Origin of the sequence: Albibacillus kandeliae (genome assembly GCF_003116585.1) — a bacterium.
GTDB classification, from domain to species: Bacteria; Pseudomonadota; Alphaproteobacteria; order Rhodobacterales; family Rhodobacteraceae; genus Albibacillus; species Albibacillus kandeliae.
In genome coordinates, this window is the sequence record NZ_QEHM01000002.1 from 80911 (window position 1) to 105975 (window position 25065).

Sequence of the window (25065 nt, forward strand, 5' to 3'; positions counted from 1 at the left end):
TACATCAGAAATGCGTTGACATGACAACGATTGAGGCGTTGACATGACAACGGTCAAGCCTGGGAGGAGCTGAACCGCCATGTCCGATGCACCGGAATTCCACATCGATCTCGCCGCCTTCGCCGCCGATCCCTACCCGGCGCTGGCCCGGATGCGGGCGGAGGCGCCCATCGCCTACGTGCCGGAACTGGGTGCCACGCTGATCACCCGGCGCGACGACGTCCATGCCCAGGAAAAACGCATCGCGACCTTCTCCTCGCTCCAGCCCGAGGGGCTGATGACGCGGCTGATGGGCGAGAACATGATGCGAAAGGACGGCGCCCCGCACATGGAGGAACGCCGCATCCTGTTTCCGGCGCTGAGCCCGCGCACGGTCCAGTCGCACTGGAAGGCGATTTTTGCCGCCCGCGCCGAGGCCATCCTTGCCGAGCTGAAACCGCGCGGAGCCTGCGACCTCGTCACCGATTTCGCCATGCCGGTCTCGGCCGAGGCGCTGAAGGCCATCACCGGGCTGACCGGCATGGCGGCGGCCCACATGGACCACGTCAGCCAGGCGATGATCGACGGCTGTGCCAACTATGCGGGCGACGCGCAGATCGAGGCGCGCTGCGACGCCGCCACGGCCTCGATCGACGCCCATATTACCGAGATGTGGGAGCAGCCGCCGGAGCGCTCGGCCCTTGCGGTGATGATCGCGGGCGGGATGAGCGCCTACAGCACCCGCGCCAATATCAAGCTGATCATCTCGGGCGGCCAGAACGAGCCGCGCGACGCCATCGCCGGCACCGCCTGGGCCCTGCTCACCCATCCGGAGCAGCATGCGCTGATCCGCGAGGGGCGTCACAGCTACCAGGAGGCCTTTGCCGAATACGCCCGCTGGATCTCGCCCATCGGCATGTCGCCGCGCCGCGTGGCACAGACCGACCGCGTGCGGGAGGTCACCTTCGACCCCGAGGACCGAGTGTTCCTGATGTTCTCCTCGGCCTGCCGGGACGAGGCGCATTTCGATGCCCCCGAGCGGTTCGACCTGACCCGCGACACCCAGGCCGCGATCAGTTTCGGCGCCGGGCCGCATTTCTGCGCCGGTGCCGCCGCCTCGCGCTGCCTGATCGCCGAGGTCGCCCTGCCGCTGCTGTTCAGCCACCTGCCGAACCTGCGCCTGACAGGCGAGGTGCCCTTCCGCGGCTGGGCCTTCCGCGGGCCCGTTCACATGCCCGTCGCCTGGGATATCTGAGCTTGCCCGCCCGCGCGCATCACCCCATATCTGGGTCATGTTGCGTCTGACCCCGATCCTGCTTGCCATCGCCTATGCGATCATCGCCTACCGCTTCTCGGCCTGGCGGACCCACCGCGAACTCGACGCCCGCTCGACCGAGCTGGCGGACCCCGAGCTGAAGCGGCTGACCGACCGCCTTGCCGCCAGCCTCGAAGTGGCGCGCGTGCCGGTCTTTGTCTACGAGATCGACCCGGTGAACGGGCTCGCCGCGCCCGACGGGCGAATCTTCATCACCCGCGGCTTCTATCGCAAGTACCGCAGCGGCGAGGTCAGCGGCGAGGAGCTGGCCTCGGTCATCGCCCATGAGCTTGGCCACGTGGCCCTTGGCCACTCGCGCCGCCGGATGATCGACTTTTCCGGCCAGAACGCCATCCGCACCGTGCTGATGATGGTGCTGGGCCGCTTTGTCCCGGTGATCGGCCCCTGGCTCGCCGGGATGGTGACCTCGCTGCTGGCGGCGCGCCTGTCGCGTCAGGACGAGTACGAGGCCGACGCCTATGCCGCCGCGCTGCTCTGCAAGGCGGGGATCGGCATCGGGCCGCAGAAGTCCCTGTTCCGCAAGCTCGACGCGCTGACACAAAAGCGGGCGGGCGCGATTCCGGCCTGGCTGGTCAGCCACCCGAAGACCGAGGAACGCATCGCCGCGCTGGAACGGCTCGAGGCGCGCTGGGAGGCCTGAGCCCGCCCCGGGGCTTGCATGTGGCCCGGTTTCGGCATTCTCTGCGGGCAGTTGGCAAGACCCGCGCAGAAAGGACCGTTCCATGACCCTGCCCCCGGATGACTTCAACCCGCACGTCGGCAAGGCCATCGACCTCTCTCCCGGCGTCCGCCGCATCGTCGCGCCCAATCCCTCGCCGATGACCTATCGGGGCACCAACACCTACCTCGTGGGCACCGGCGACATCGCGGTGATCGACCCGGGCCCGGAGAGCGAGGCCCACCTCGAGGCGATCCTCGCCGCGCTGGCGCCGGGGCAGCGCATCAGCCACATCGTGGTGACCCACAGCCACCTCGACCATTCGCCGCTGGCCGCGCCGCTCAAGGCGCGCACCGGCGCGCCCGTGCTGGCCTTTGGCGGGCCCGAGGCCGGCCGGAGCCCGGTGATGCAGGATCTGGCCGCCGCGGGCCTTGCCGGCGGCGGAGAGGGCATCGACCATGCCTTTGCGCCCGACCGGACGCTCTCCGATGGCGAGACGATCGAGGGCGACGGCTGGGCGCTGGAGGTCATCCACACGCCCGGGCACCTTGGCAACCACATCGCGCTGGGGATGGGCGACGCCTGCTTCACCGCCGATCACGTGATGGGCTGGGCGACCTCGCTGGTGTCTCCCCCCGATGGCGACCTCACCGACTTCATGGCCTCCTGCCGCCGCCTGCGCGCGCGCGACTGGTCGGTCTTCCACCCCGGCCACGGCGCGCCGGTCGACACCCCCGCCGCGCGGCTCGACTGGCTGATCGCACACCGCCTCTCGCGCGAGGACTCGATTCTGGCCACCCTGGCCGACGGCCCGGCCACCGCACGCACCCTGGCCGAGCGGATCTACACCGAAACACCCCCTGCCCTGATCCCTGCCGCCGAGCGGAATGTCTTTGCTCATCTCGTTGATCTTATGGGAAAATCACTGGTTTCCCCGCAAGACAGACTGGCCGCCACGGCGGTTTTCGAGCGGATCGCGTAAGAAGATCGGAAAAAATTCGGAAACCGGGCAAAACGTGCTTGCCCCCCCAAAACACCGTTGCTATATCGCCCGCACCGTTCCGGCGTAGCTCAGCGGTAGAGCAGTTGACTGTTAATCAATTGGTCGTAGGTTCGATCCCTACCGCCGGAGCCATAAAAAGCCCTTAAGTCTTAATGACTTGAGGGTTTTTTTGTAGATTAGACACCCCAATAGATTCCTACCTTGTCACCGGATTTGTAATCATATCTTCTACCCAAGATGTGCCGACGAAACGTTTGTGTGGTCATACCCCTCAACCGAGCAAGCAGTAGATCGCCAAGAACGTGCTTCTAGGGCGATGAAGAATTTTTATGGCAATGAAATTAGAGCCCGCCAGACGTAAAGTTCTCCAAGTTTGTTACGTCTCATGGCCAGACACTGCCGCTCTATGGGAATGCGAACTCAGGCCTCCCAGCAGGTAGGGGTATGTCTTGTGCCCCTTCGCGCGCTTGCTCGTGTTCAACTTCTGATAGATCGGCATCAAGCGCATGAGCCGCATCAGCGTCCGGATGCGTTTCTGGTTCACGGAATGCCCCTCGATCTGCAGGTGCCAGATCCTCTGCCGTCTCACTTGGAGGGCCAGGGCTTGAGCTTTCGCGAAAAAACGTTGGCGACGGCTAGTTCTCCGATCTTGGCGTGCAGCGACCGCACCGTCTCCTCATCGATCTCGGCCTTCTTCTTCCCGCCGCGTTCGAAGATGTCCGGCGCGCCCTCCAGCAACGCCTTCTTCCAGTGATGGATCATCGTCGGATGCACACCGTATTCCGCGGCCAGCTCCGACACGGCGCGCTTGCCCTTCAAGGCTTCCAGCACCACGCGAGCCTTGAAGCCCGCTTCGTGGTTTCAGCGTTTCAACATGTTCTGATCTCCTCGTTTCTGGAGACCAGCAGACGTCAGATCATAGCTTCCGTCACTGTCCAGTTTTCGGTGAGGGGCTCAGACATCCATGCCCGGGAGCAAAGCGCCCTGAACTCCCTCGATGAAATCCGGGGAAACCGGTAGCAAGTGTCAGAATCGGAACACTAGGGTTCGGGGCAAGCGCAGCGCGTCGCCAAAGTCCACATCCTCGCGATACAATCCTCGGCACTTGATTTGGCGAAGGCACCACTTTAGCTTATGCGTATTCTCTTTGTACACTGCAATCGGATACCGCCCTCCCAATGAATCTTAAAAAGTTACCAGTAGCGCATTAATCAATGACGAAAAATTCTCATACAGCGTCCGATGCGAAGGGAACTAGAATCCTTGTTGTCATCGGACCACTCAGCGGTCGGGGTGGAATTGAAACTTGTCTGCGTAGCATCGCGGATGAGGCCGAGCGGTTCGGCGATAGTGTTCATATCCTCGCACTCTCGCCAAGCTGGGTAGATGGGAGCTGGCACCGGGAGCTGAGTTATCGCGAGGTGACGAATGGCAGCAATAGCCTCAAAATCCAAGTTTTTAGTGGAATTCTCCCCATCCTACGTGAGATTCGCAGGGTCGAGCCGGATGTTATCGTCACAATTTATAGTTCTTTGATACCTACTAGTCGCTTGGCTAGTGCATTGTCTGGCCGGCACCTGCCGATCGTGAGCTGGCTGCATTTCTCTATGGCAATTTCTCAGAGAACAAGCCTTCTGCGCTATGCTCAAGGTCACATCTGCATTAGCTCAGAAATCACAGAAAGTGTTCGAGGGTTGTCAGGGATTGACAACGATAAGGTGTTTCAAGTGTTCAACGGCGTTGACGTTTCGTCCGCTGAAGTGGTCCCTCGAAGCGAGGAAGGTCCACTTCGTCTGGTCTACGTTGGTCGCCTCATGATTGGTAAACAAAAGCGGACAGATCTTCTTCTGAAGTTGCTCTCACAGGTGAATGGGAGTTGGCACCTTGACGTAATTGGGAGTGGTGATGATGAACCACTTCTAAAATCTCTGGCCATAGAGTTGGGAATACTAGAAAGGATCACTTGGCACGGATGGCAGGCTGATCCTTGGTCTGCATTGCATTCCGCAGATGTCCTGCTCTTGACCTCGGCGTTCGAAGGTTTCCCTATGGTTTTGTTGGAGGCTACTGCCAGAGGCATTCCTTGCATTAGCGTCGACTGCCGCTCCGGTCCTTCCGACATTATTGATGAAGGAAAGAACGGCTGGCTCGTGCCAATGAATGCTGAAGAAATATTTACCTCAAGGGTGCAGGAGATTGTCAACGAAAGAGAGCGCCTTCCGTCGATTGAAATGGTTTGCAGCACCGCTGAACGTTTCTCAATCACTGAATCATATAAGGGCTTCAAGCGGGCGGTTTCGCAGACAATTTTTGGTTTGCCACGTGCCTAGTGTTCCCCGCCTGACTTAGTATTCCCATTCTGGATCCGGCGTGCCACTTTCGGTACATGAGACGCGATGACATTTGCCTGTATCTGAACCCAGACGACCGTACCGAATTCCTGGCTCTGTCCGGTGACCGCAACCTGAAACTCTGAGTGTTAGGGCTTTTATGATTGTATCGCGCGCACTCGGCTTTGTCTTAACGCACAATCCCAAGGTGGCAGGAACATCTGTTCGAGATTCTCTTGAACCCCTACACGATACGCCTTTCGACTTTTCCAACAGTTACCCCGATCCGCTGACCGGAGAGCGCACCATTGATTGCAGCCATGTCGGCACTCATGAATTCCCACATTTTTACCCAGACATCTTGCAGACGACCCTTCCGATGCCATTTTTTGCTCTGTACGGCGATACCAAGAGCCGTTTTCTGGCGGCGGTCAATCAATACTCCAAAATGTACAGCGAGGTGGACATACGCTTCGCGGACACCACGCGCGAAAATCTGCAACCTGAGGTACGTCATAGCCTCAACGACCCCGACCTTGAGCCGTTTGACAGTTTTATTGCACGGCTTAATGCGAAAAACTTCAATCACTTCCGCGCCCTCGGGACACTTTTCGACCGTGTTCATGAAACTATTACGGCCTGACAGAATGACTAATGACCAAGGGGTAACCCTTCCTGCCGATCGAGCTTATTTTTCCTTCAAACACAAATTTCTTCGTGCGATTTGGTCCATGACCTGGCTGATTTTTGCAAGTTGGACCCCTAAGAAGTTAGCTCCATGGAGGTGCTTTCTGTTGCGTTTGTTTGGTGCAACAATTGAAAGGAATTCGGATGTCCGAGGCTCGGCGCGCGTTTGGTACCCTCCGAACCTACATATGGCCTCTCACTGCATCCTCGCTGACGGGGTGCAATGCTACAACATGGCTCCTATCCGGCTCCATCTGAGCACGATCGTTTCGCAACGCGCGTTCCTCTGCGGCGGCACGCATGATTACACGAAAGGGGATCATCCCTTGGTCACAGGCGCGATTGAAATCGGTCCTCATGCCTGGATCGCGGCTGAAGCCTTTGTCGGGCCGGGAACCATCGTCTCCGAGGGCTGTGTCATTGGCGCGCGTGCGGTCGTGAACGGGCGTCTTGAGCCTTGGAGTGTGTATGCAGGCAATCCGGCCAAGCGGATCAAGGAGCGCTTGATCGAATGGAAAGAGCCTTCTTGATGAGAATACTTCATGTAACACCAACATATTACCCGAATGTTGGAGGGATCGAATCGGTCATCCGCAACATGTGCCGCGAATTGAAGGAACGCGGACACGACGTCGCCGTCGCGCATCTTGAAACCGGCCTGACGCAAGGCCAGGACCACGATGAAGAATGTGACATCCCTATCTACCAGATACCGCTCCTTGGGCACCGTCTGCTCGGATTGGCGCCAGGTCTTCGCAAGATTGCAAAGAATTATGAGATTTTACATGTTCACGATCCGCAACTCATGGCGATTACGGGTTCAGTCCTAATCTATGCTCTCAACTTGCCCCGCGTCTTAAGCTCCCACGGCTTTTTCGGGCATACGAAAAGTCTTGCGCAGTTCAAGGCGGTGCACCAGAAACTGGCGTTCCCGCGTCTTTTAGAGTCTTACCATTCGGTGCTTGCGTCCAGTAAAAGCGATTTTGCTCACGCATCCGCCTACGCAGATAACATTGAACTGTTCGAGAATGGCATCAATGTCGCAGCCTTTGCGCCTCAAGAGCCGCTGACTTGCAAGGACATGCATCGTTGGATTTATTGGGGCCGCATTTCCCGGAACAAACGTCCCGACTTGCTTGTGGATTTAGTCAAGGCCTGTGCGGATCGGGGCCACAACATCCATCTGACGATTACTGGCCGTCCGTTCGACGACATGCAAAGCGTCTTGGAGACACGTCTGGCAGACCTCGACATGCCAGATCACTTCGACCTGCGTCCCCCCATGGATGATGCCGCGCTCAAAGCCGCCATGGCGCCGGCGGGCCTCTTCGCTTCCGCCTCAGAATATGAAGGCTTCGGCCTCACGTTTGTCGAGGCAATGGCCGCAGGTCTCGGCATCATTTGCCGAGATGTTGAGCCCATGTCGGAATTCGCCAACAGCTCTGGCGCCGGGATCGCCGTTGATTTCAAGAATATGGGTCAGGCCGCGGCACAGATCTGCGACTTCCTAGATCAAAACGCCAACACCATAAGCGCGTCAGCGCACTCATTCGCGGCCAAATACAATTGGTCCGACAAAATGCGCGATTTGGAACGCTTCTACGAGAACGCGATTTCGGCTCACAACACGCCCTCTTCCGCCAAAAGAGCATAGGGCGTTATCCCCCGATCTGCGGCGCGTTTTTCCAATTCGAACAGCTTCGCTTCGACGAGGGTCCGATACCAGTAGGCCTGAAGGAAATGAAAGAAAAACCCCTCTTTCCCGTCCAGGAAACCGCGCCCGAAAATATAGCGATAGACAAAGTACAGACTCGCCCGAAGCGTTGAGGGAATGCGGGTGTAAACCTTTTCCTTGAGCCAGCGTTTGCGCGCGGCCTGACCGGAGAGTTTTGCCTCCGATTTCCGCTTGCCCTCCTCGGCTTCGATCCGAGATATCGCCTCAAGCGCGGCATATCCGTTATGTTTCTCCACCCACCAACTCAAAGAGTTGAGGTTTTCATCGACAAGATCGCCACCTTCAAGCACCTCGGTATGCGGGTCCTTGAGGACAACATGCTCATCCATGCGCCTCTGCTCCATGCGCGCCTGACCGGTCCGCCACAGGCGCAGGATTTTCAGAGGGTAGAAAAAACCATGCGTAATCGGCCGCCCCAGAAAGACAATCTTGCGACGCAGGTAATAGCCGTTGAAGGCTTCATCCGCCCAATCACCTAGCAGACGCGCCCGCAATCCCTGATCCAAATACTCGTCCGCGTCAATCCTCAGCGTCCAGTCTGACGTGACACCGATCGTGTCGAGCCCCCACTGGAACTGTGCGGCATGACCGGGCCAAGAGTTCTGAAACACCTCGGCCCCAAGGCTTTCGGCAACCTCCACGGTACGATCCGTCGAGAAGCTGTCGATCACACAAATGCGCTCCACAACACCGTCCAGAGACCGGATACAGCGTTCTACATGTTGCTCTTCGTTGTAAGTGAGGATGATGGCGGTGATGGTATGTGTCATTCAAACACACAGCCAGAAGGAAGCTTTGCCGGTTGCCCTGGAGGATCGGATCGAAACTTTTTTGCCATCGCAAAGCCCATGAGAAGCCCGGACCAGCCGCCCAGGAGCATTCCAGGAAGCACTGTTGGACGTTTGGCCAGACTATGTGCTATGAAATAGAGCCCTGGACAATAGCGTTTCCCAACAACGATCATGAAAATGATATAACGCAGCTTTAGTCTCCACGAAGAGTGAGCCATGAGAAGTGCCGTATTGTTGAATGCATCTTGCTGACAGCGGCGTCTACTCCAAATGTTTCGATCGATATCAGAGCGCGATGCTGGGAAGTGATCAATGATCGCGTTAGGGTCTAAGATGAGTTTCCACCCCGCATTGCGCAGCATCAAACAAAACCAAGCTTCATTGCCAACCTGTGCACCCACCCCCTTCAATCTTGGATCGAGGCGCAAAGAATGAATTGCAACCCTGCGCAATGACCAATCACAACCCTTAAGAACATCAACCGCACGCGCCTCACCTTCGACGAGATGATGGTTACCAATAATATTTCCCCAGTAGTCGCGAACACCGGCAATTGTAACATCGGATGCTTGCATGATCCCCTGGTCGCCATGCACAACATCGCGACCACCAACACCCGCTACACAGGGGTCTTCGTAATGGCTAAGGACACGTTCTAGCCAATCCGTCCTTGGGAGCGCATCGTCGTCGAAAATCGCAATAATATCTCCTTTAGCGATCTCGATAGCTGTATTCAACGCTTCTATGACACCAGGTTTTTCAAGCGACGTAAGGATCCATTTAGGGTGCGCATCTACTGCATCATTCAACCAAGCAGCCGTTTCAGGATCAGGTTCCGGACGAAATGTTATGATGATCTCCAGAACTGGGGAGGACATATCCTCAACAGCTTCTAAACATTTCTTCAAGATATCAAGTCGCTTATAGGTGGGGATAACCACTGAAACAGACAGAGCAGATGGCTCAAAAACATCATCCATTTGGCATTCATCTCAATCTTGCATGGGAAAAATCGACCAAGGCAGCAACTGACAGAGCCAGAGGAAAACCTGCTTGAAGCAACATTGCGCCGCTCAATTGTGACAAATCGATCCAAAATGGAGCGACGGCGCACCAAATGAGACCCAATGGTATTTGTAACCAGCTAAACCGAACCCAGCCTTTATTCGCGACCAGGCTCCAGAGCGTACTCGATGCTCTGGTGAAAGTGACCAGCAAAGCCATCATCGCGATTTCTTTCGTCAGATGAGCGTAATTGTCACCCACCAGCCATAACAAGGCTTCTGGAAGCACGAGCGACATAACGAAAAGGCCCAAGCCGGGGAGGCTGATCAAAGCCACCATAAGCAGCAAAATACGGCCAAGCCGCTCATTTGCGCGTGCAAAGACAGGCACAAAAAAAGCAAAGGTAAAGGATTCGAGCGGCGACAAAAACTGTGCGATCCGGCTGAGCGCCCCATAGCTTGCGACTTCATTCACCGATGCAAATGTCGAAATCACGAAAAGGACGATCTGCGCCTGAAATACGTAATATATTTCAACTGGAAACTGGCGGTAGACTGAGGTGCGTATCTCCAAGGCGTCAACGTCTTTTATGGTTGCGCTGCGATAACTTACGAGTTTTCGAACCCAGTTCAGTATCGGCCTGATACGAAGGAAAGATACGAGTACCGCGATGGCAATCGCTGCTTCAACGGACAAAATGTCCCCCAAGTACAGCAAGACAATGACCCCCAGTCTGAATGCAGATAAGGCCGTATCAAGAAGTTGAACACGCGATGTCTGATGCGCGAAAAAAAGGATCTGATCGACGAGGCGCGTCTGCATTTCTGCCCACCAGAGCAAGACCAAAAGCGCACATAATACGATGATAGTACTCCCGCCCGCCCCGTTTTCGCGCAGCAACCATGCTGTGCCAAGGACGATCGGGGGTAAGACCAAGGCTGATATGATCAAACGCGCGCGCAAAACCGCTTTGATCGCCTCGGCCGCTCGGATTTTATCCGGCCACACACGACCCAGGATGGCTGTATAGCCCAGATGCGCGCCCCCTTTCGTGAGCACGTTCATCGCCCCGATCAAGGTCAGCATGACAGTGTAGAGGGCATAGTCCGGTACGGAAAGCCAACGCGCCAGCAGCAATCCTGAGATTGCCGCGACCAGATTCGACAAAGTGCTGCCTGTCAGAAAGACAAATGCCCGAGAACCATGCCTGCGAAATGCTGTCGAAATCGATGTCACGAGAGCCTCTGGGCAAGGGTGGTTTTATAGACATTAAACATTTTATTGCCGTAATCTTCCCAGCCCCCAAGCGTCTGGACGGTGTTTAAAGCTTCTTGAGACATTGTTTCCCGCAAAGCAGGGTCCTGCGCTAGAAGCTGTAGTTTTTCAGAAATCAAATCGGGACGACGGATTGGGACAACATATCCATTTTGCCCATCGCAAATTATGTCGGCTGCTCCGGCATTCTCAGACACGATGGCAGGGCATCCACAAGCCATCGCTTCGGGCACAACCATGCCAAACCCATCTTCGATGCTTGGCAAGACAAGGACGTGGCTTTCGCTCATGACCCTCTTAAGCTTCCAGTGGTCCACATGTCCGACCAACTCAATATCGGGCTGGTTTAGCTTCTCGCCCAGAAGGAGTTTGGCCTCCTCCGTCACACTCCCCACAATCCGAAGCCGTTTTCCTGCGACAGGCATGGCACGAAAGCCGTCGAGCAAATCCTGGGCACCTTTACGTATGGACAATCCTCCAACAAACAACACATCAAAACCCGACGCATCGGGTTGGCCTTCCGGACGGAACTTGTCCAAATTCACGCCGTAAGGCACGACGACAAGCTTTTGCTCCTCGACCCCCTCCTCCAGAAAAGATCTTTTGGCAATCTGAGAGGGCAAGACGATAAAATCGGCTTCGGCATATTCTGCAATCTCTCTCTCATATGTCTTCGGGCGTTTTTGCGCAGGAAGACCAAATCGTGCGCGCTCCTCGTTGATTGTCCGTTCTCGCCATGCCATATGAGTACATCCCCGGTCACAGATATAGACCATGCCTCGATTCTGCGCGGCAGCACCGGATATGAGACCAACCGCTTCGTGTCCAACATAGATGTCAGCTTCAGGTAATGTTAACGCAACATAGCGATCTAATGTCAGGACCGAGACTAAATGAAGCCAGTCCACAACTGATGACGGCAACGGAAACGGCAAGTGGCGCGCGCCCATTAAGAGAGGGCGCACCCAGGGAAATGTTCGCACCTTTTCACGCGAAACACCCTCTCGGGAAAGATGACGCCAGGGAAAACCGCTGTAGACGCGCTCCAGAACACCTTGTTTCTCCAGCTCGCTAGCAAGCGGAAAGATGTGAAATCGCCCGACCGTTGACAGGATGACTTTCATGCGCACTAACTCTCATTAATCTCGAGACGAGCGTCCGGTTTCGTCATCGCCAACAACAATCCCACAGCTAACCAACACAGTCCAAGCATGGAATTTTGCATCGTGATCTGTGCAGTTGCCAGCATGGGGCCGACGCACCCCCATAAGATTACAGCAGATCCATCTCCATATCGCTTGTTAAAATTGATAGCACGGTACAACAACCAAAGGACTAGCCAACTACGCAGCGCCAAAAGGGGGAATCCAAAAATCGGCCCAAATTCATTAATAATTCGCTCCCACTCATACTCGCCCATTGCAAAACTTTCATTCGATCCTGTTAGACCACGTGTGGCATTTATGCCCGCACCTACACCATATCCGAAAAGTGGCGCTGTTTCAGCGGCTTCAAAACCCGCAGTTAACATTCTGAATGCGCGCCTTGCTGTTGAGCCTTCAATCTGTGTAGCCGTTTCTTGCCTGTAGCTCATGCTTTCATAGGCCTTCGGGAAAATAACAACAAAAGTCACGAGAAAACACACAGTGAAAATCACAACACGCATTAAACGTTTTGCGCCCAAATCAAGGCGACCGGAGGTGAAACCTGCAAGAATGTAAGCACAGAGCGCGAGAAACAAATAGGCAAAAAAGGTTCGCCCACCACTGAGAGCACCCATGGTCAGTACAGAAATGCCGCTTATTACCATCGTGATCGCCCCGAATTTGAAACGATTACGTTGATCGAACGCGATTAGCCAAATTGCGATCATCATTCCAGCAAAAGCATTCTGCCCAAGAACAAAAGTGAAAGGACCATAAGGGCGAATAACATCTTTCGCCACCGTAAAACGTCCCACAACGTCATCTGAAATACCCTTGTTGATGGGGCTAGCAACAGGCGAAGAGAACTGAAAGAATACAAGAATCGCGACGGGCGCCGAAATCCAAAGTAAAAATACAACAACGCGGCGCAATTGATCTCTATTCAACACATCCCACATGATGAATGCCAGCGGGACATACAGGCAAAAAAATCGAAATCCCATTAAAGGAACCAGGACTGGATATTGCAGGAAGATATTCTGAGCAAAAGATAAAACCGCGACAGCATAACAGTACAGTAAATATGTGTCAAACCAAAGACGGTTAACCCGAAAGTACCTCAAGTAGCACCAATAGATTAAAAACAAAAAAGGCTCACGGATGAAGAACAATGGCTTCTGAATTGGCGTTAAAATCCATTTCCGAAGAACCCCCTCCATCAGAAGTGAAGCGACAAACAAAATAACGAGAGTTCCGATCGTTCGATATCGCCTCGGGGATCTCTTACCAGAATTACGAATTACGCTACCAGAAGCAATCACAGTATTCATTTTAAAGTTTTCACTTCTGATGTCGCGACAGCTTCACGCAGTATATCTGTCAAATCTTGTGACGCTGCAGAAATTGTAAAATGACGATCATAACACGGACGTGCTTCCTGTCGCATTTGGTCTTGTTCTTCTTTTCCCAGCGCCTTCCAGCGAACCAAAAGCCGAGTAATACCTTCTAGAGTATCTGGTTCTGCCAGACCGGCTCCTGCATTTACAATTTCACGCCAAATATTCACTTTATCTGTTGTTAACACAGGTACATTACAAGCAAGCGCCTCCGCCACGACCTGTCCAAAGTTTTCTTGATGCGAAGGCAAAATAAATACCTCAGAGGCTCGAAAGGCCCCAAATTTAGCTTTTCCGCTTATCATTCCCGGCCAATGGATGCGATCAGCGACACCTAAACTTTCGGCCTTCTTAGATAACTTGGGCTTCATATCCAAAGCGTCCGGTCCGGCAATTACCAAATCAGGAAAATCGCTCGGCGTTTCCATGCCTTTGATAATTGACCCGTATGCCTCGATCAACAAATCGACGCCCTTCTTGGGATGTATCCTACTCAGGAATAGTATGTATGATCTATCCCCAATACCGGGGTAGACATCCTGAAACGCGGCACGATTAGCCTCCTTCACGGAAGGCGGGTTGCTGACACCATAGGCAACAACACGGCTGTCATATTTAAATCCCCAGAACACACGTCGTGAGAGCTTTTCTTCTTCAGCGCTCGTAAAAAGTACTGAATGGGCGTCACGTAGAGCACGCCCCTGAACAGCCCACGCCATCTGTTTTAGGATATGCTTAACCGGATACTTCTTACGAAACCAAGGATCAAGCATACCATGAGTATAAACAACATAGGGAAGTTTCGCTTCGCGCAAACCCTGCCATCCTCTAATGGAAGCATGATTCCAGAGGCCGTGAAGCACAGCCGCATCGTAAAACTTACCGTTTTCTGCAATCCATGATGAAAGCTTCGTATGTCGACCATATTTCTTATGAATTGGCCCTAGAGCATGGACCTTGAAAGGAAAATCACTTAACCACGGCGAATCTGGGAGGTCGTGACACACGATTTCTGTCGTGTGGCCTCCGACCTCCTTCATTTCATGTGCTGTGTTTAGGATACCAGCGATGGGCCCACCGTCTTGAGGGTTTACAGAGGGAATAATTCGCAGAATTTTCATTCTCTTACTCCCTTCAAAAGTAAGGCAACGTTTTGGTTTAACACGTCAGTTGAAAATCGTTCGAGGATTTTTTGCCCTCCAGCTTTGGCAAACTTCGCTGCAAGCTCTGGCTCTTGCAGTAAAAGAACAATTTTGCTGGCCAATTGTTCGGTTTCAGATGGATCAACCGCGAACCCATCGATGCCGTCGCTAACAACCTCGGAGGAAGCTCCATGAATCGAGCAAATAACAGGAAGACGGTGACTCCAAGCCTCCAAATATACAATCCCGAAACCCTCTTTAGATGAAGGAAGCGCGAATAAAGTAGCCGTCTCATAAAGTTCAATTAACCTTTCTTGGTCCACGCTGCCAGTAAACTCCACACGATCAGAAAGCCCTACCTCTCTAACCAGTTCTTCCAATTCAGAACGTAGAATGCCATCTCCGACAATAACCAGTCGCGCAGATGAAGATGATGAAGGTAGCTTTGCCATTGCGCGTATTAGTTGATCGATATGTTTAGCTCTGTCATGAACGTCCATACGGCTCACGGCGAGAACAAAGGGCGGGTCAGCCGGATAATGATCAGCATCAATTCTTGGGTCGACCGTATTTGGAAAAATCATAAAAATGTTTTCCGGTAAACCATACTCACGCTGCATTATATTTGCCGTATAGGAACTAACCGCTGCGATACAATCTAACTTCTTCATAAAGTATGGCTCGTAGAAACGTGCTTTACGGAAACCGGGGTCGTTCCAAACTTCAACCCCATGAGCCATCATAATGACCCGGAGTTTTGGGTGAAAAACCTTGGCGATCATCCCAAGCCACAACAGGTTTACATGCCCAATAATCAATATGTTAGACGAAAATGCCTTTCTAAGCGACTTATAAATGTAAGCCGCCTTTCTCTGCTCGAAAACCGACACCACTCCAGACAAATCAGACGGAATATCCTTAGGTTCGTCCTGAGTGAAATGTGCGACCAAATTGTCCGATCCAACAATTTTAAAAAGAGCCCGCACTAAACGCTGGTTAAAACGTTGTATCCCTCCAATACGTCCATAGGTTTGAAGTCCGAGAAAAACGATTCTCGTATTCACGCGTGAGTTCGTCATGTTCTTTCCTTCGGCAGCCTCACTCCCGTCCCACTGAAATATCTTGCCGCAAAGGTGCATATTGAAAAGACATTGAACGAAGTACTCCAGAAGATTTTTCGAGCTGCGGCAAGAAAGGGAGTCCCTATAAATCCCAAATGCTTTTTGAACAGTACACGGGCAATCAAGTCATTTTAATGAGGCTCGGGCGTAGTGTTCACGCGGCTGTTGTCAGTTTGATCGCAGGTGTTATCCTGCCGATAGACATGTTGGGCCGGTCGTTGTTGTAAGTCCAGAGCCATTTCGTGGCACAATGCTGCGCGACGGATAGATGAAGCCCACATAGAGCAGAATGGCTAATATTTAGCCCACTAGTACATCTACGTGAGCTTTAGGGATGCCACTGTCAAAACGGAGCTCGTGAAGACTGTGCTGATCGCACGGTATGTTCTGGCCTCGCCCCACTGAAGTGTTCCCCCCTTTGTGGTAGTTTATCCCGTATCACGGAGGCCTACGCCGATGGCAGGTAAACGAGAGAAGCCCGAAGACATCATAACGAAGCTGCGGCAGGTCGAAGCGCTGCAGAGCCAAGGTGCGAACATCGCGGACGCAGTTCAGCAGATCGGGGTTACGCAGCAGACCTAATACCGCTGGCAGCGTGAATATGGCGGGACAAGCCGCGATCAACTGAAGCGGTTTAAGGAGCTTGAGCAGGAGAATGCCTGGCTCCGGCGTGCCGTCTCGGTTCTGATACTGGACAAGTTCTTCCTCTCCGAGGAAGCACGGGGATACTACTGAGCCCGTCGCGTCACCGCGACTGTATCGACCACGTCCGCCAGGAACTCGGCGTTTGCGAGCGCCGAGCCTGCCGGGCGCTAGGTCAGTATCGATCTACGCAGCGCAAGGTTCCTGCGAACGGTCACGATGAAGAGCGCCTGACGGCGGATATCATCGAACTGGCATGTCTCTACGGCTACCGGCAGGTCACCGCCAGCATCTCGTCGAGCATGTCTTTCTAGAACCCGATCTTCGGCAACGGCTGAATGGTTCGCTCATAGGTGAGCTCCGTCGCACCGGACCGGATCACCTTGCGCACCGTGTTCCGCCATATCCGCAGCTCCCGGCAGATCTGCTTGATCGACTTCCTGTCCTGAAAATGCCCCCGCCGGATCTTCGCTATCGTCTCCACGACTAACATCCCACACTGTGCTCCCCGATGACCTCGGGAGCATAATGACCATCAGTGTAAGGGGGTCATTTTTGGGTGCCGATTACACCGCTACGGGGTCAATTTTGCATGCCGTTTCACAGCCTCCCCCCCGAGTGCCCTGCGAACAACAACTCCAATTCCATCCTCAACGGGCTGGGCTTACCATACAAGAGGCTACCACGCGGTGCGAATTACCCCCATGCGTTGCTCCTTCAGGAAGGACCCTGGCGGCAGTGAGTGGTCGCGAAAGTATCGGCCCTAGCTAAAGCTGGTCTCGAAACCTGGCTCTCGGCTGGCGGTCTAGCTGGCGAGGTTGGCCCCACTAGCCTCGCCCAAAAAAGAAGAGCCAGGCGCTAGCCTGGCTCTTGCAGCAATCAGTGAGGGGCTGCGTTTGAGTTCTCATGCGGCTTGTTAAAGTCGCTCAAGCTGGGTCAGTACAGCCGTACGATGCCGCTCGGCGTGGTGCAGAGCGGTTGGCGCAGGATGCCGCAATGGCAAGGTAGACAACGCACCCGAGAGATAAGCCAAGATCTCGCCTGCCTCCAGAAGACAGCGGCGCACTCCCTCAACCTCTTGAGGTGACCATTTCCGTTTTTTCCCGGCCGGTCGATGTCGCGGATGAACAGTCGGGACATCGATATCAAGGCCCTCTAAGAGCGCGGCCGGTCCTGGATAGTACAGGTCCTCTCCGGGTCCGAATTCGCACCGCTCCGCCTGATACAGGTTGTCGATCTCGCTTTGCACATGCATTAGCGCGTCCGAGTATGCGCACATCCTTTTTGTGATCGCAGATTTTATTGGGTACGCAGCATTTGTGGCGACCACCAATTTCACGCTCTTGCGCCGGGTACGTACAATTCGCGGTGCCAGTGCCGCGTGTTTGAGATTCAGCATTTATAGTCTCCAAAACAATGCCCGCCGGTGTCCCGCATTTTGGTAAACAACCGGGCAAGGCGGTTACAGTTTTCAGTTGAGAAATGGCCAAGCACTCATTGCTCAGGCCATCGATTTGGTTTGCGGGGCTGTATCCAGCTCCCACTAGACTTGGCCTACCGGCATTTCGAGGAGCAGCTTTACCATCGGGTGTTCAGTGAGAGGTCCATCACCCCTGACTGTCCCGACCATGCGTCAACTTCACGCCAGTTCCGCCAATGATGTTTTTCAGGGGTTTGAATGTCCTCACATGTTCGTTTCGATGAGACCTTTGTCCCCCAACGACGCAGGATCACTCTATCCTTGTGATCCAAATATCGGCGTCGAACGTCGGCCCATCGGGCTAAACAATCACTCGTTGTCGCTGAAGCCCTAAACCCGGCCTATGCCCTTTTTAGACGCGTCACATCTTGGAGAGTTTGAGAGGGGTGAAAATATCTGTGAGCGCGCTCCAGTAGCGCGCTCACACCAGCGCTTTCAGCTAAAACAAGCGCGATACGCCAGGAACTCGGCATACGATCGCGACAAGCCACCATCAAACTCCATGATCGCAGCTCGCTCTTCAAAACTGTCGTCTCGGAAAGAAGGTCGCCTTTTGGTACACCTTCCTACTTGCGACATCTGCGACTTTTGCGACAAGGCCGAGCGAACAGCACTCTTTGGAGGCGACTCTTGTGATCTTGGATCATCCGCCGCAAAAATCTCAATCGCATTGTCGAAGCAGGCGCGAACGGGATCGAAAGATCGTTCCATCAGCGGCCACTGCCTTCTCGTTCAATGCGCCAGAACGTCTTACTATTGGCGCCATCGATACGTGCCTGCCCAACTCCACGGATCAACCACCCGTGGGCTTCGAGCACCTGAATGCAGCGCGTAAGAGTGTTGCCATCACGTAGGTGCCCGGGCCCTTTGCGCATCATTGCACGCTTATCAATATGATCCTCGGCCCACGTGTCCCGAAGCCAAATGCGGATAGCTTCAGCATCACAAAGGCTCTGATCCGGACGGCCGGTCTCACTGATCCGCACCATCTCACGAAGGTACCACTCCATGATAGCGATCCCATTCGCCATTACTGGACCTGTAACTTCCGGAGCATTCGTGTCGGAAAAAAGTGATAGGATGCCAGCGAGCCTCGCGGCCATCTCCGGTGCTTTTGCGGCAAAGCCAGTGACATACTCAAACGCACCGCTCTTTCCAGACGCCAGCTCAACCCGATTGTAAAAGGCCTCGAGCTTTGCACGCGCATCTTCAGCCAGCGGCAAAACTCGCGGTGCAAGTTCAGCTCGGGTGCCATCAAAGAGTGGGAGCTCCACTCGCAACAGCTCAGCAACGCGATCATGGAACTTCTGAAGGCAGACTTGGGCAAGCTCCTTCATGGCCAGATATGCGGGGTCCTTCTTGATGACCCTAGTTCCAATCTTGCTGCTGGGCCACGCCACCAAGACCCGCGAGAGCAAGCCTTGGTCCTTCAATGTAGGATCGCCGATAACTTGCTGAGCAACGCCCGGTTGGATCATCAAGTGCAATGAAACGCGCTTTCCGCTTAGCCAGACCGGCTCTGCGGATGCCCGAGTCCGGCTCAAAGGAGCGCCATCCCAGAGCTTAGAGAAGCCGGCCGCTGTCTTGAGCGCATTTTCCCGCTTCATGCTGTGGCCACCGAAAAATTGCCCCCCTTCATCTGTCATAACAGCGACTGAAGGTCGTCCACTTTCGAGCTGACGAAACAAGCCTTCCAGAGTTGGATCGCTGATACGGATCGCAGGAAACAGGGGGGCTTCAGGCGGTTGATCCCCAAACTCGTCCCCAAAATCATCATCGATGACTTCAAAGTCGCCTGAACTCGCCCGACGGCGCCTTTTCTGGTGGTCGAGCCTGGCAACCTCGTACTCGCGCTTTTGACGAAGATAGTGGCGGACCTTCTCCTGATCATACTTGTCGATCATGGCCGTGGCGAGTGAATCGCATGCCGACTTTCTCTCACCGGACTGTGCGACAGTCAGGAAAAAGCCGCTCAATGGTACATAGCCTTGTAGCGTCTCGACATTGGCGTGGGCTTGAGTTGCAACGCTCGCGACTGTCAGCGCGCTTTGCATGGCGATCTCAGAGGGAGCCCCTGTCAGGATTGCGATCCCTTGGACACCATTTGCCAATGGCCCAAGCGCATCAAGCGGGATCGGTTCTGGGTCTTTCAACGCCCCAAATAGCGGTGTCGGTTCTGGAGGAGATGCATGGGCATGCCCCTCCCATTTGCTAGACTTAGAAGTCAGCATTACTTTACTCCAAATTTTGTTATTTCGAGCCTCAGTTGGCTCCAGAGATGAGCGGCGTCACCAAGCCTCGAGCACTCGTCCCGGCCAGCGCTATCGCGCCGTTGATGTCATGCTGAACCGGAAACGGGGCCAATCCGGCGACTTGCCCAACCGCTAGCTACCTATGTGCGCGTGGTTGGATTTGCTCTTGGGCCAACAGCCAGGCTTCAATCGCAGCTGGCCGGTAATAAACCTTGCGCCCCACCTTGATGAATGGCGGGCCTGCCCTCACTGCCCGTTCACGTTGAACGGACCTGAGAGATAGCCCGCGCTGCTCCGCATAGTCTGCTTCAGTGATAAGATCTTGAAAGGTCATAAGTGTCCTCATCTGACGGTTTCGATGAGAGCTTTGTCCTCTATGACCTTTGGATCACTCTATGCCGATGATCCAACTTTCGTCTTCGGGTTTTCTAAATTTCGCTTCACCGTTATCGGCTTTACACCAAACTCATCAGCAATTTTACTCACAATATAGGTCCACGTACGTGTCGGCCGTTCGGCATGTAGTTGATTAGCTTTCAACTGAGCAGCCTCGCCATGCTTAACAGCAAAACTCTTTTTGGTATTCATCTTGCGGCCCTCTGCACCCTGAAAAGACCGTTGTTGTCCAGACAGCGCGAGCTTTTCCCAACGTTTGCCAGTCTTTGGGTCTCGCCGATTCAGTGCTTCGAAACGCCCTTCAAGTCGTCCAAGTGAAACCGCGCAAACCGCGAATTCCTGCATCGAAAGCCGAGCGCCACTTTCTTTCACTTGCTCTCCAAAAATCTTAACTCGGCGAAATTCGAACAACCAACTTGCCAAGAAGAAGGCAAGCGAATCCTCCCCATCAGCCGCATAGAGATCAAGGCGGAGGTAGTGATCCGCGGGGTCTGGAAAACCCTGGGCCAAGAGCCACTCGCGCGCATCTCGGGCGAACTTCTCCCAAACCTCGATTTGCGGTTTGAACTGCATGAAAGCGTCCTGGGACAGACCGATGTCTTCTTCAGGTCCCGTGTCAGTCAGATCGAAAACCTTTCTCAATCGAGCAGATGTCCCCTGCCCGATCTCGATTGTCTTAGGCATGCTGATTGCCCTCCCTCAGTTGAATAATGTTGTTGTCGCGTTGCGCCGGCGGACGATCCCAAACCGTATCGAGCAGCCGTGCTTCCCAGCGTGTCAGCGCCTCTGCACATTCCTCCTCGAAGGCATATTGGTCGTAGACGGCCACGATACCCGTCTTCACATGACCGATGGCCAGTTCTGCGATATCGGGCCGAACCTTGCAGGCTGACAACCCTGTCCGCATCGTGCGGCGCAGATCGTGTGGCGTCCAACGCCCCCACGGCGCGACATGTTTCGTGGCAAAATCTGTGTGGTGCCGCGAGACCGCACGACAGAGTCCTGCGGTGGTGACCGGCGCCCCTGGACTTGCTTCAAAATAGTATCCGTCCCAGGAGCGCTTACGACGCTTCTGAAGACGCGACAGCTCCTCTTTCGCCGCATCGAGAATTTCGCACGCGGTGTCCGTCAAATAAACTCTATGGTCTGACTGGGTCTTTCCTCGCCGCACTTGAGGAATGGTCCAGGTCCGCCCTGAAATCTCCTCGCTCGCAAGGCCCGCCACCTCTCCCGGCCTCTGCCCTGTTACGAGGACGAACTTCAACGCCAGGGCCGTCAACCGGTGCAGACCGCAGGACTCCGCATTGAGCCAGAACCCGCGGATTTCATCCCCATCCAGAATACGTGCCCGCGCCACGGATTTCAGTGGATCACGCTTCCCCCTCACCTTGATAGACGAAGGCTTCAAGCCCGCGAGAGGATTGGCCGGAATGTAGTCGCGGTCCGTGGCATAGTCGAACAACCGGCGCGCATAGATGAGAATCTGGGCGGCCGAGCGTGGCGCCGTCACCGCTTTACGCTCGACCAGCTCAATCACGTCCCGCCGTCGCACGTCACTGACTTTCAGGCGGCCGATCGCCGGTATGATGTCATTATGAACAAAGCCGCGGATCGCCTTCTCACTTTTGAGACCAGAGGCGTGCATTTCGAGCCAGTCTTTCGCGATCCCCTCGACCAATGGCTCCTCCCGGCGTTTGCGGTCCGCCTCGAGAGGATCATCTCCAGCTACGATCTTGAGCATCAGCTCTCGCGCCTCCTGGCGCGCGGCCTCCAAGGTCCAGGTAGGCCAATCGCCAATCGTCTTGCGACGGCGGCGTCCATTCATGCTGTAAGTCAACACGAAAGCCTTGCCACCTGCCGCGGTCAACCGCAGGCCGAACCCACGCGGTGCATCGCGATGCTCATCGAAGACAAACCGCTGTCCTGACGCAGGCGGTTGAGCCTTCGCAATTGTTCCGCTGCGCCCATCTGTGAGCGTTGCCATCCGTGCAATCCTCCTCGTCTCCCGTAGGGCATAGCCTCTCCATTGGCTGATGCTTGAAGCATCACACCTACCGAGGAATCCTCGTCGAGATTGGTTATGTTGCGAATGGCCCGAGCGCCGGATTTGTCACCGGATTTGTCACCACTTGTAACAGACGCTCGTGACGGCCAATGTCCATGAATGACTTTATAATCGCACCACATGTCACTGTAAACACTTTATTTTTTTCACATTTTAATGTGACGATTAATATGATCAAACACTTACAAAATGGCCAATTTTGAGCCTGTTAATCAATTGGTCGTAGGTTCGATCCCTACCGCCGGAGCCAAATCCTCCCAGAGAGCACTTGGCACACCCGTTCCACCCGCGATGACGCGGGGGGGGCCGTGGGGCGGGTTGGTGCCATAATTCCCCGGCTCGGGCCAGTATTCTCCCTTTCACCCCGCACGCGCTTGGCCTACAAGCGGCGCGACATGTTTACCCGGGGAAATAGACGCAGATGCAGGACCCAGCCATCACGCCCGATCTGATCGCCGCGCATGGGCTCAAGCCGGACGAGTATGACCGTATCCTTGAGATCATCGGCCGCGAGCCGACCTTTACCGAACTGGGCATCTTCTCGGCCATGTGGAACGAGCACTGTTCCTACAAGTCGTCGAAGAAGTGGCTGCGTACGCTGCCGACCGAGGGGCCGCAGGTGATCTGCGGGCCGGGCGAGAACGCGGGCGTGGTGGACATCGGCGACGGCCAGGCCGTGGTCTTCAAGATGGAGAGCCACAACCACCCCTCCTACATCGAGCCCTACCAGGGGGCGGCGACCGGCGTGGGCGGCATCCTGCGCGATGTCTTCACCATGGGCGCGCGGCCCATCGCCTCGATGAACTCGCTGTCCTTCGGCGAGCCCTCGCACCCCAAGACCCGCCAGCTGGTCAGCGGCGTGGTCGCCGGTGTCGGCGGCTACGGCAACTGCTTCGGCGTGCCGTGTGCAGGCGGCGAGGTGCGGTTCCACCGCGCCTACAACGGCAACTGCCTGGTCAACGCCTTTGCCGCCGGCCTCGCCGATGCGGACAAGATCTTCTACTCCGCCGCCTCGGGCGTCGGCATGCCGGTGGTCTACCTCGGCGCCAAGACGGGCCGTGACGGCGTCGGCGGCGCGACCATGGCCTCGGCCGAATTCGACGACACCATCGAAGAGAAGCGCCCCACCGTACAGGTTGGCGACCCCTTCACCGAGAAGCGCCTGATGGAGGCCTGCCTCGAGCTGATGAAGACCGGCGCGGTGATCTCGATCCAGGACATGGGTGCGGCGGGGCTGACCTGCTCGGCCGTGGAGATGGGCGACAAGGGTGGCCTTGGCGTACGGCTGGACCTCGAGAAGGTGCCGGTGCGCGAAGAAAACATGACCGCCTACGAGATGATGCTGTCGGAGAGCCAGGAGCGGATGCTCATGGTGCTGTTCCCCGAGAAGGAAGCCGAGGCCAAGGCGGTCTTCGACAAGTGGGACCTCGACTTTGCCATCGTCGGCGAGACCATCGCCGAGGACCGGTTCCTGATCATGCTGGATGGCGAGGTCAAGGCCGACCTGCCGCTGTCCAAGCTGTCCTCCGAAGCGCCCGAGTACGACCGGCCGTGGGTTCCGACCCCGGAGGCCGCGCCGCTGGGCGACGTGCCGCAGGTCGATCCCATCGACGCACTGAAGATGCTGCTGGGGTCGCCGAACTACGCGGCCAAGCAGTGGGTCTATGAACAGTACGACACGATGGTGATGGGTGACAGCGCCCGCACCCCGGGTCTGGGTGCCGGGATCATCCGCGTGCACGGCACCGGCAAGGCGCTGGCCTTCACCTCGGACGTGACCCCGCGCTACGTCAAGGCGAACCCGGAAGTGGGCGGCAAGCAGGCGGTGGCCGAAGCCTACCGCAACCTGACCGCCGTGGGGGCCAAGCCGCTGGCGACGACCGACAACATGAACTTCGGCAACCCGGAAAAACCCGAGATCATGGGCCAGTTCGTGGGCGCGATCAAAGGGATCGGCGCGGCCTGTCTGGCGCTCGACATGCCGATCGTCTCGGGCAACGTCTCGCTCTACAACGAGACCGACGGCGCGGCGATCCTGCCGACCCCGACCATCGGTGCCGTCGGGCTGATTGCCTCGCCCGACGAGATCATCGGCTGCGACGTGCGCGAAGGCCATCAGCTGCTGCTGGTGGGTGACACCCGGGGTCACCTGGGCCAGTCCGCCCTGCTGGCCGAGGTTTTCGGCCGCGAGGAAGGCGACGCGCCCGAGGTCGACCTCGATGCCGAGAAGCGCAACGGCGAGTTCATCCGCGCCAATCGCGAGCTGATCACCGCCTGTACCGATGTCGCGGATGGGGGCATTGCCCTTGCCGCCTTTGAACTGGCGGAGAAGACCGGCGTGGGTGTCCACCTCGACAGCGACGCGACCCCGCTGCTCTTCGGCGAGGACCAGGCGCGCTATCTCGTCGCCTGCAACTTCGACAAGGCAGAGGCGCTGATGACCGCCGCGGCACAGGCCGGCGTGACGCTGACCTCGCTGGGCAAGTTCACCGGCGACAGCGTGAAGTTCGGCGGCAGCGAGGCCGCGCTGGGGGATCTCGCCGAGATCTACCGCGGTGGCTTTGCGGCTGCGGTCGCCTAAGACAACGGTGGGACGGGTCCGCCCGTCCCCCAGCATTTCCGCCGG

20 protein-coding genes, 1 tRNA gene and 2 pseudogenes are annotated in these 25065 nt (G+C 55.8%); 10 read left to right on the forward strand and 13 right to left on the reverse strand.

Going from position 1 to position 25065, the window contains the following annotated elements:
* Window positions 1-79 precede the first annotated feature (79 nt).
* The 4 genes from DDT93_RS05630 (at window position 80) to DDT93_RS05645 (ending at window position 3108) form a co-directional block, all read left to right on the forward strand.
* On the forward strand, window positions 80-1234 hold the full coding sequence (locus tag DDT93_RS05630) for a cytochrome P450 (RefSeq protein ID WP_109464839.1): 1155 nt from the start codon (window positions 80-82) through the stop codon (window positions 1232-1234).
* A 37-nt stretch (window positions 1235-1271) separates the two neighbouring features.
* Window positions 1272-1955, forward strand: a complete 684-nt coding sequence (locus tag DDT93_RS05635; protein WP_109464840.1) for a M48 family metalloprotease — start codon at window positions 1272-1274, stop codon at window positions 1953-1955.
* Between the two features lie 82 nt (window positions 1956-2037).
* Window positions 2038-2955, forward strand: a complete 918-nt coding sequence (locus DDT93_RS05640; RefSeq protein ID WP_109464841.1) for an MBL fold metallo-hydrolase — start codon at window positions 2038-2040, stop codon at window positions 2953-2955.
* A gap of 78 nt (window positions 2956-3033) precedes the next feature.
* A tRNA-Asn gene (locus DDT93_RS05645) sits at window positions 3034-3108 on the forward strand.
* A gap of 453 nt (window positions 3109-3561) precedes the next feature.
* Here the strand turns inward: DDT93_RS05645 and DDT93_RS05655 are convergent.
* On the reverse strand, window positions 3562-3810 hold the full coding sequence (locus tag DDT93_RS05655; protein WP_109464843.1) for a transposase: 249 nt from the start codon (window positions 3808-3810) through the stop codon (window positions 3562-3564).
* A 380-nt stretch (window positions 3811-4190) separates the two neighbouring features.
* On the opposite strand from DDT93_RS05655, the gene DDT93_RS05660 reads away from it, so the two are divergent.
* From DDT93_RS05660 to DDT93_RS05675, 4 genes are all read left to right on the forward strand, one after another.
* Window positions 4191-5306 (forward strand): glycosyltransferase, encoded by a 1116-nt coding sequence (locus tag DDT93_RS05660; protein ID WP_109464844.1) that lies wholly within the window; start codon window positions 4191-4193, stop codon window positions 5304-5306.
* A 160-nt stretch (window positions 5307-5466) separates the two neighbouring features.
* Window positions 5467-5949 carry a hypothetical protein gene (locus tag DDT93_RS26410; protein WP_157960106.1) on the forward strand — a complete coding sequence of 161 codons (483 nt, stop codon included), beginning with the start codon at window positions 5467-5469 and terminating at the stop codon, window positions 5947-5949.
* Window positions 5950-6037: 88 nt separating this feature from the next.
* Window positions 6038-6523 (forward strand): LbetaH domain-containing protein, encoded by a 486-nt coding sequence (locus DDT93_RS05670; protein WP_198654791.1) that lies wholly within the window; start codon window positions 6038-6040, stop codon window positions 6521-6523.
* Window positions 6505-7647, forward strand: coding sequence for a glycosyltransferase family 4 protein (locus DDT93_RS05675; protein WP_109464847.1), 1143 nt, complete (start codon window positions 6505-6507; stop codon window positions 7645-7647). Before DDT93_RS05670 ends, DDT93_RS05675 begins: the two co-directional genes overlap by 19 nt.
* Here DDT93_RS05675 and DDT93_RS05680 read toward each other — a convergent pair.
* The 7 genes from DDT93_RS05680 to DDT93_RS05705 are packed head-to-tail and all read right to left on the reverse strand — an operon-like array spanning window position 7614 to window position 15562.
* Complete coding sequence (locus DDT93_RS05680; protein ID WP_109464848.1) at window positions 7614-8498, reverse strand: glycosyltransferase family 2 protein; 885 nt, start codon at window positions 8496-8498, stop codon at window positions 7614-7616. The genes DDT93_RS05675 and DDT93_RS05680 overlap by 34 nt on opposite strands.
* On the reverse strand, window positions 8495-9499 hold the full coding sequence (locus tag DDT93_RS05685) for a glycosyltransferase family 2 protein (RefSeq protein WP_109464849.1): 1005 nt from the start codon (window positions 9497-9499) through the stop codon (window positions 8495-8497). The genes DDT93_RS05680 and DDT93_RS05685 overlap by 4 nt, the downstream gene beginning before the upstream one ends.
* A gap of 7 nt (window positions 9500-9506) precedes the next feature.
* Window positions 9507-10760: a polysaccharide biosynthesis protein gene (locus DDT93_RS05690; protein WP_157960107.1), complete on the reverse strand. Its 1254-nt coding sequence runs from the start codon at window positions 10758-10760 to the stop codon at window positions 9507-9509.
* On the reverse strand, window positions 10757-11923 hold the full coding sequence (locus DDT93_RS05695) for a glycosyltransferase family 4 protein (protein WP_109464851.1): 1167 nt from the start codon (window positions 11921-11923) through the stop codon (window positions 10757-10759). The genes DDT93_RS05690 and DDT93_RS05695 overlap by 4 nt, the downstream gene beginning before the upstream one ends.
* A gap of 5 nt (window positions 11924-11928) precedes the next feature.
* Window positions 11929-13275: a hypothetical protein gene (locus tag DDT93_RS26415; protein WP_157960108.1), complete on the reverse strand. Its 1347-nt coding sequence runs from the start codon at window positions 13273-13275 to the stop codon at window positions 11929-11931.
* Complete coding sequence (locus tag DDT93_RS05700) at window positions 13272-14462, reverse strand: glycosyltransferase (RefSeq protein WP_109464852.1); 1191 nt, start codon at window positions 14460-14462, stop codon at window positions 13272-13274. The genes DDT93_RS26415 and DDT93_RS05700 overlap by 4 nt, the downstream gene beginning before the upstream one ends.
* A complete protein-coding gene (locus tag DDT93_RS05705) occupies window positions 14459-15562 on the reverse strand; it encodes a glycosyltransferase family 4 protein (protein ID WP_198654792.1) in 1104 nt (367 codons plus the stop codon). Before DDT93_RS05705 ends, DDT93_RS05700 begins: the two co-directional genes overlap by 4 nt.
* A 498-nt stretch (window positions 15563-16060) precedes the next feature.
* On the opposite strand from DDT93_RS05705, the pseudogene DDT93_RS26885 reads away from it, so the two are divergent.
* Window positions 16061-16533 (forward strand): annotated as a pseudogene (locus DDT93_RS26885) (transposase); the annotation flags it as partial.
* Between the two features lie 26 nt (window positions 16534-16559).
* Here DDT93_RS26885 and DDT93_RS05710 read toward each other — a convergent pair.
* From DDT93_RS05710 to DDT93_RS05720, 5 genes and pseudogenes are all read right to left on the reverse strand, one after another.
* A pseudogene (locus DDT93_RS05710) lies at window positions 16560-16739 on the reverse strand (IS21 family transposase); the annotation flags it as partial.
* Window positions 16740-17162: 423 nt separating this feature from the next.
* Window positions 17163-17645, reverse strand: coding sequence for a hypothetical protein (locus DDT93_RS26420; protein WP_157960109.1), 483 nt, complete (start codon window positions 17643-17645; stop codon window positions 17163-17165).
* A 791-nt stretch (window positions 17646-18436) separates the two neighbouring features.
* Window positions 18437-19957 (reverse strand): YfjI family protein, encoded by a 1521-nt coding sequence (locus DDT93_RS05715; RefSeq protein WP_109464854.1) that lies wholly within the window; start codon window positions 19955-19957, stop codon window positions 18437-18439.
* A gap of 414 nt (window positions 19958-20371) precedes the next feature.
* On the reverse strand, window positions 20372-21058 hold the full coding sequence (locus DDT93_RS26425) for a hypothetical protein (protein ID WP_157960110.1): 687 nt from the start codon (window positions 21056-21058) through the stop codon (window positions 20372-20374).
* A complete protein-coding gene (locus tag DDT93_RS05720) occupies window positions 21051-22358 on the reverse strand; it encodes a tyrosine-type recombinase/integrase (RefSeq protein WP_109464855.1) in 1308 nt (435 codons plus the stop codon). The genes DDT93_RS26425 and DDT93_RS05720 overlap by 8 nt, the downstream gene beginning before the upstream one ends.
* Window positions 22359-22860: 502 nt before the next feature.
* On the opposite strand from DDT93_RS05720, the gene purL reads away from it, so the two are divergent.
* Window positions 22861-25020 (forward strand): phosphoribosylformylglycinamidine synthase subunit PurL, encoded by a 2160-nt coding sequence (gene purL, locus DDT93_RS05725; RefSeq protein ID WP_109464856.1) that lies wholly within the window; start codon window positions 22861-22863, stop codon window positions 25018-25020.
* The last annotated feature ends 45 nt before the right edge of the window (window positions 25021-25065 follow it).

Coding starts and splice junctions, on each gene's coding strand:
- DDT93_RS05640 (WP_109464841.1), top strand. CDS start 2,038: ATGACCCTGCCCCCGGATGACTTCAACCCGCACGTCGGCAAGGCCATC.
- DDT93_RS26410 (WP_157960106.1), top strand. CDS start 5,467: ATGATTGTATCGCGCGCACTCGGCTTTGTCTTAACGCACAATCCCAAG.
- DDT93_RS05675 (WP_109464847.1), top strand. CDS start 6,505: ATGGAAAGAGCCTTCTTGATGAGAATACTTCATGTAACACCAACATAT.
- DDT93_RS05635 (WP_109464840.1), top strand. CDS start 1,272: ATGTTGCGTCTGACCCCGATCCTGCTTGCCATCGCCTATGCGATCATC.
- DDT93_RS26425 (WP_157960110.1), bottom strand. CDS start 21,058: ATGCCTAAGACAATCGAGATCGGGCAGGGGACATCTGCTCGATTGAGA.
- DDT93_RS26415 (WP_157960108.1), bottom strand. CDS start 13,275: ATGAATACTGTGATTGCTTCTGGTAGCGTAATTCGTAATTCTGGTAAG.
- purL (WP_109464856.1), top strand. CDS start 22,861: ATGCAGGACCCAGCCATCACGCCCGATCTGATCGCCGCGCATGGGCTC.
- DDT93_RS05670 (WP_198654791.1), top strand. CDS start 6,038: ATGACCTGGCTGATTTTTGCAAGTTGGACCCCTAAGAAGTTAGCTCCA.
- DDT93_RS05705 (WP_198654792.1), bottom strand. CDS start 15,562: ATGACGAACTCACGCGTGAATACGAGAATCGTTTTTCTCGGACTTCAA.
- DDT93_RS05685 (WP_109464849.1), bottom strand. CDS start 9,499: ATGGATGATGTTTTTGAGCCATCTGCTCTGTCTGTTTCAGTGGTTATC.
- DDT93_RS05660 (WP_109464844.1), top strand. CDS start 4,191: ATGACGAAAAATTCTCATACAGCGTCCGATGCGAAGGGAACTAGAATC.
- DDT93_RS05720 (WP_109464855.1), bottom strand. CDS start 22,358: ATGGCAACGCTCACAGATGGGCGCAGCGGAACAATTGCGAAGGCTCAA.
- DDT93_RS05630 (WP_109464839.1), top strand. CDS start 80: ATGTCCGATGCACCGGAATTCCACATCGATCTCGCCGCCTTCGCCGCC.
- DDT93_RS05715 (WP_109464854.1), bottom strand. CDS start 19,957: ATGCTGACTTCTAAGTCTAGCAAATGGGAGGGGCATGCCCATGCATCT.
- DDT93_RS26420 (WP_157960109.1), bottom strand. CDS start 17,645: ATGCTGAATCTCAAACACGCGGCACTGGCACCGCGAATTGTACGTACC.
- DDT93_RS05700 (WP_109464852.1), bottom strand. CDS start 14,462: ATGAAAATTCTGCGAATTATTCCCTCTGTAAACCCTCAAGACGGTGGG.
- DDT93_RS05695 (WP_109464851.1), bottom strand. CDS start 11,923: ATGAAAGTCATCCTGTCAACGGTCGGGCGATTTCACATCTTTCCGCTT.
- DDT93_RS05680 (WP_109464848.1), bottom strand. CDS start 8,498: ATGACACATACCATCACCGCCATCATCCTCACTTACAACGAAGAGCAA.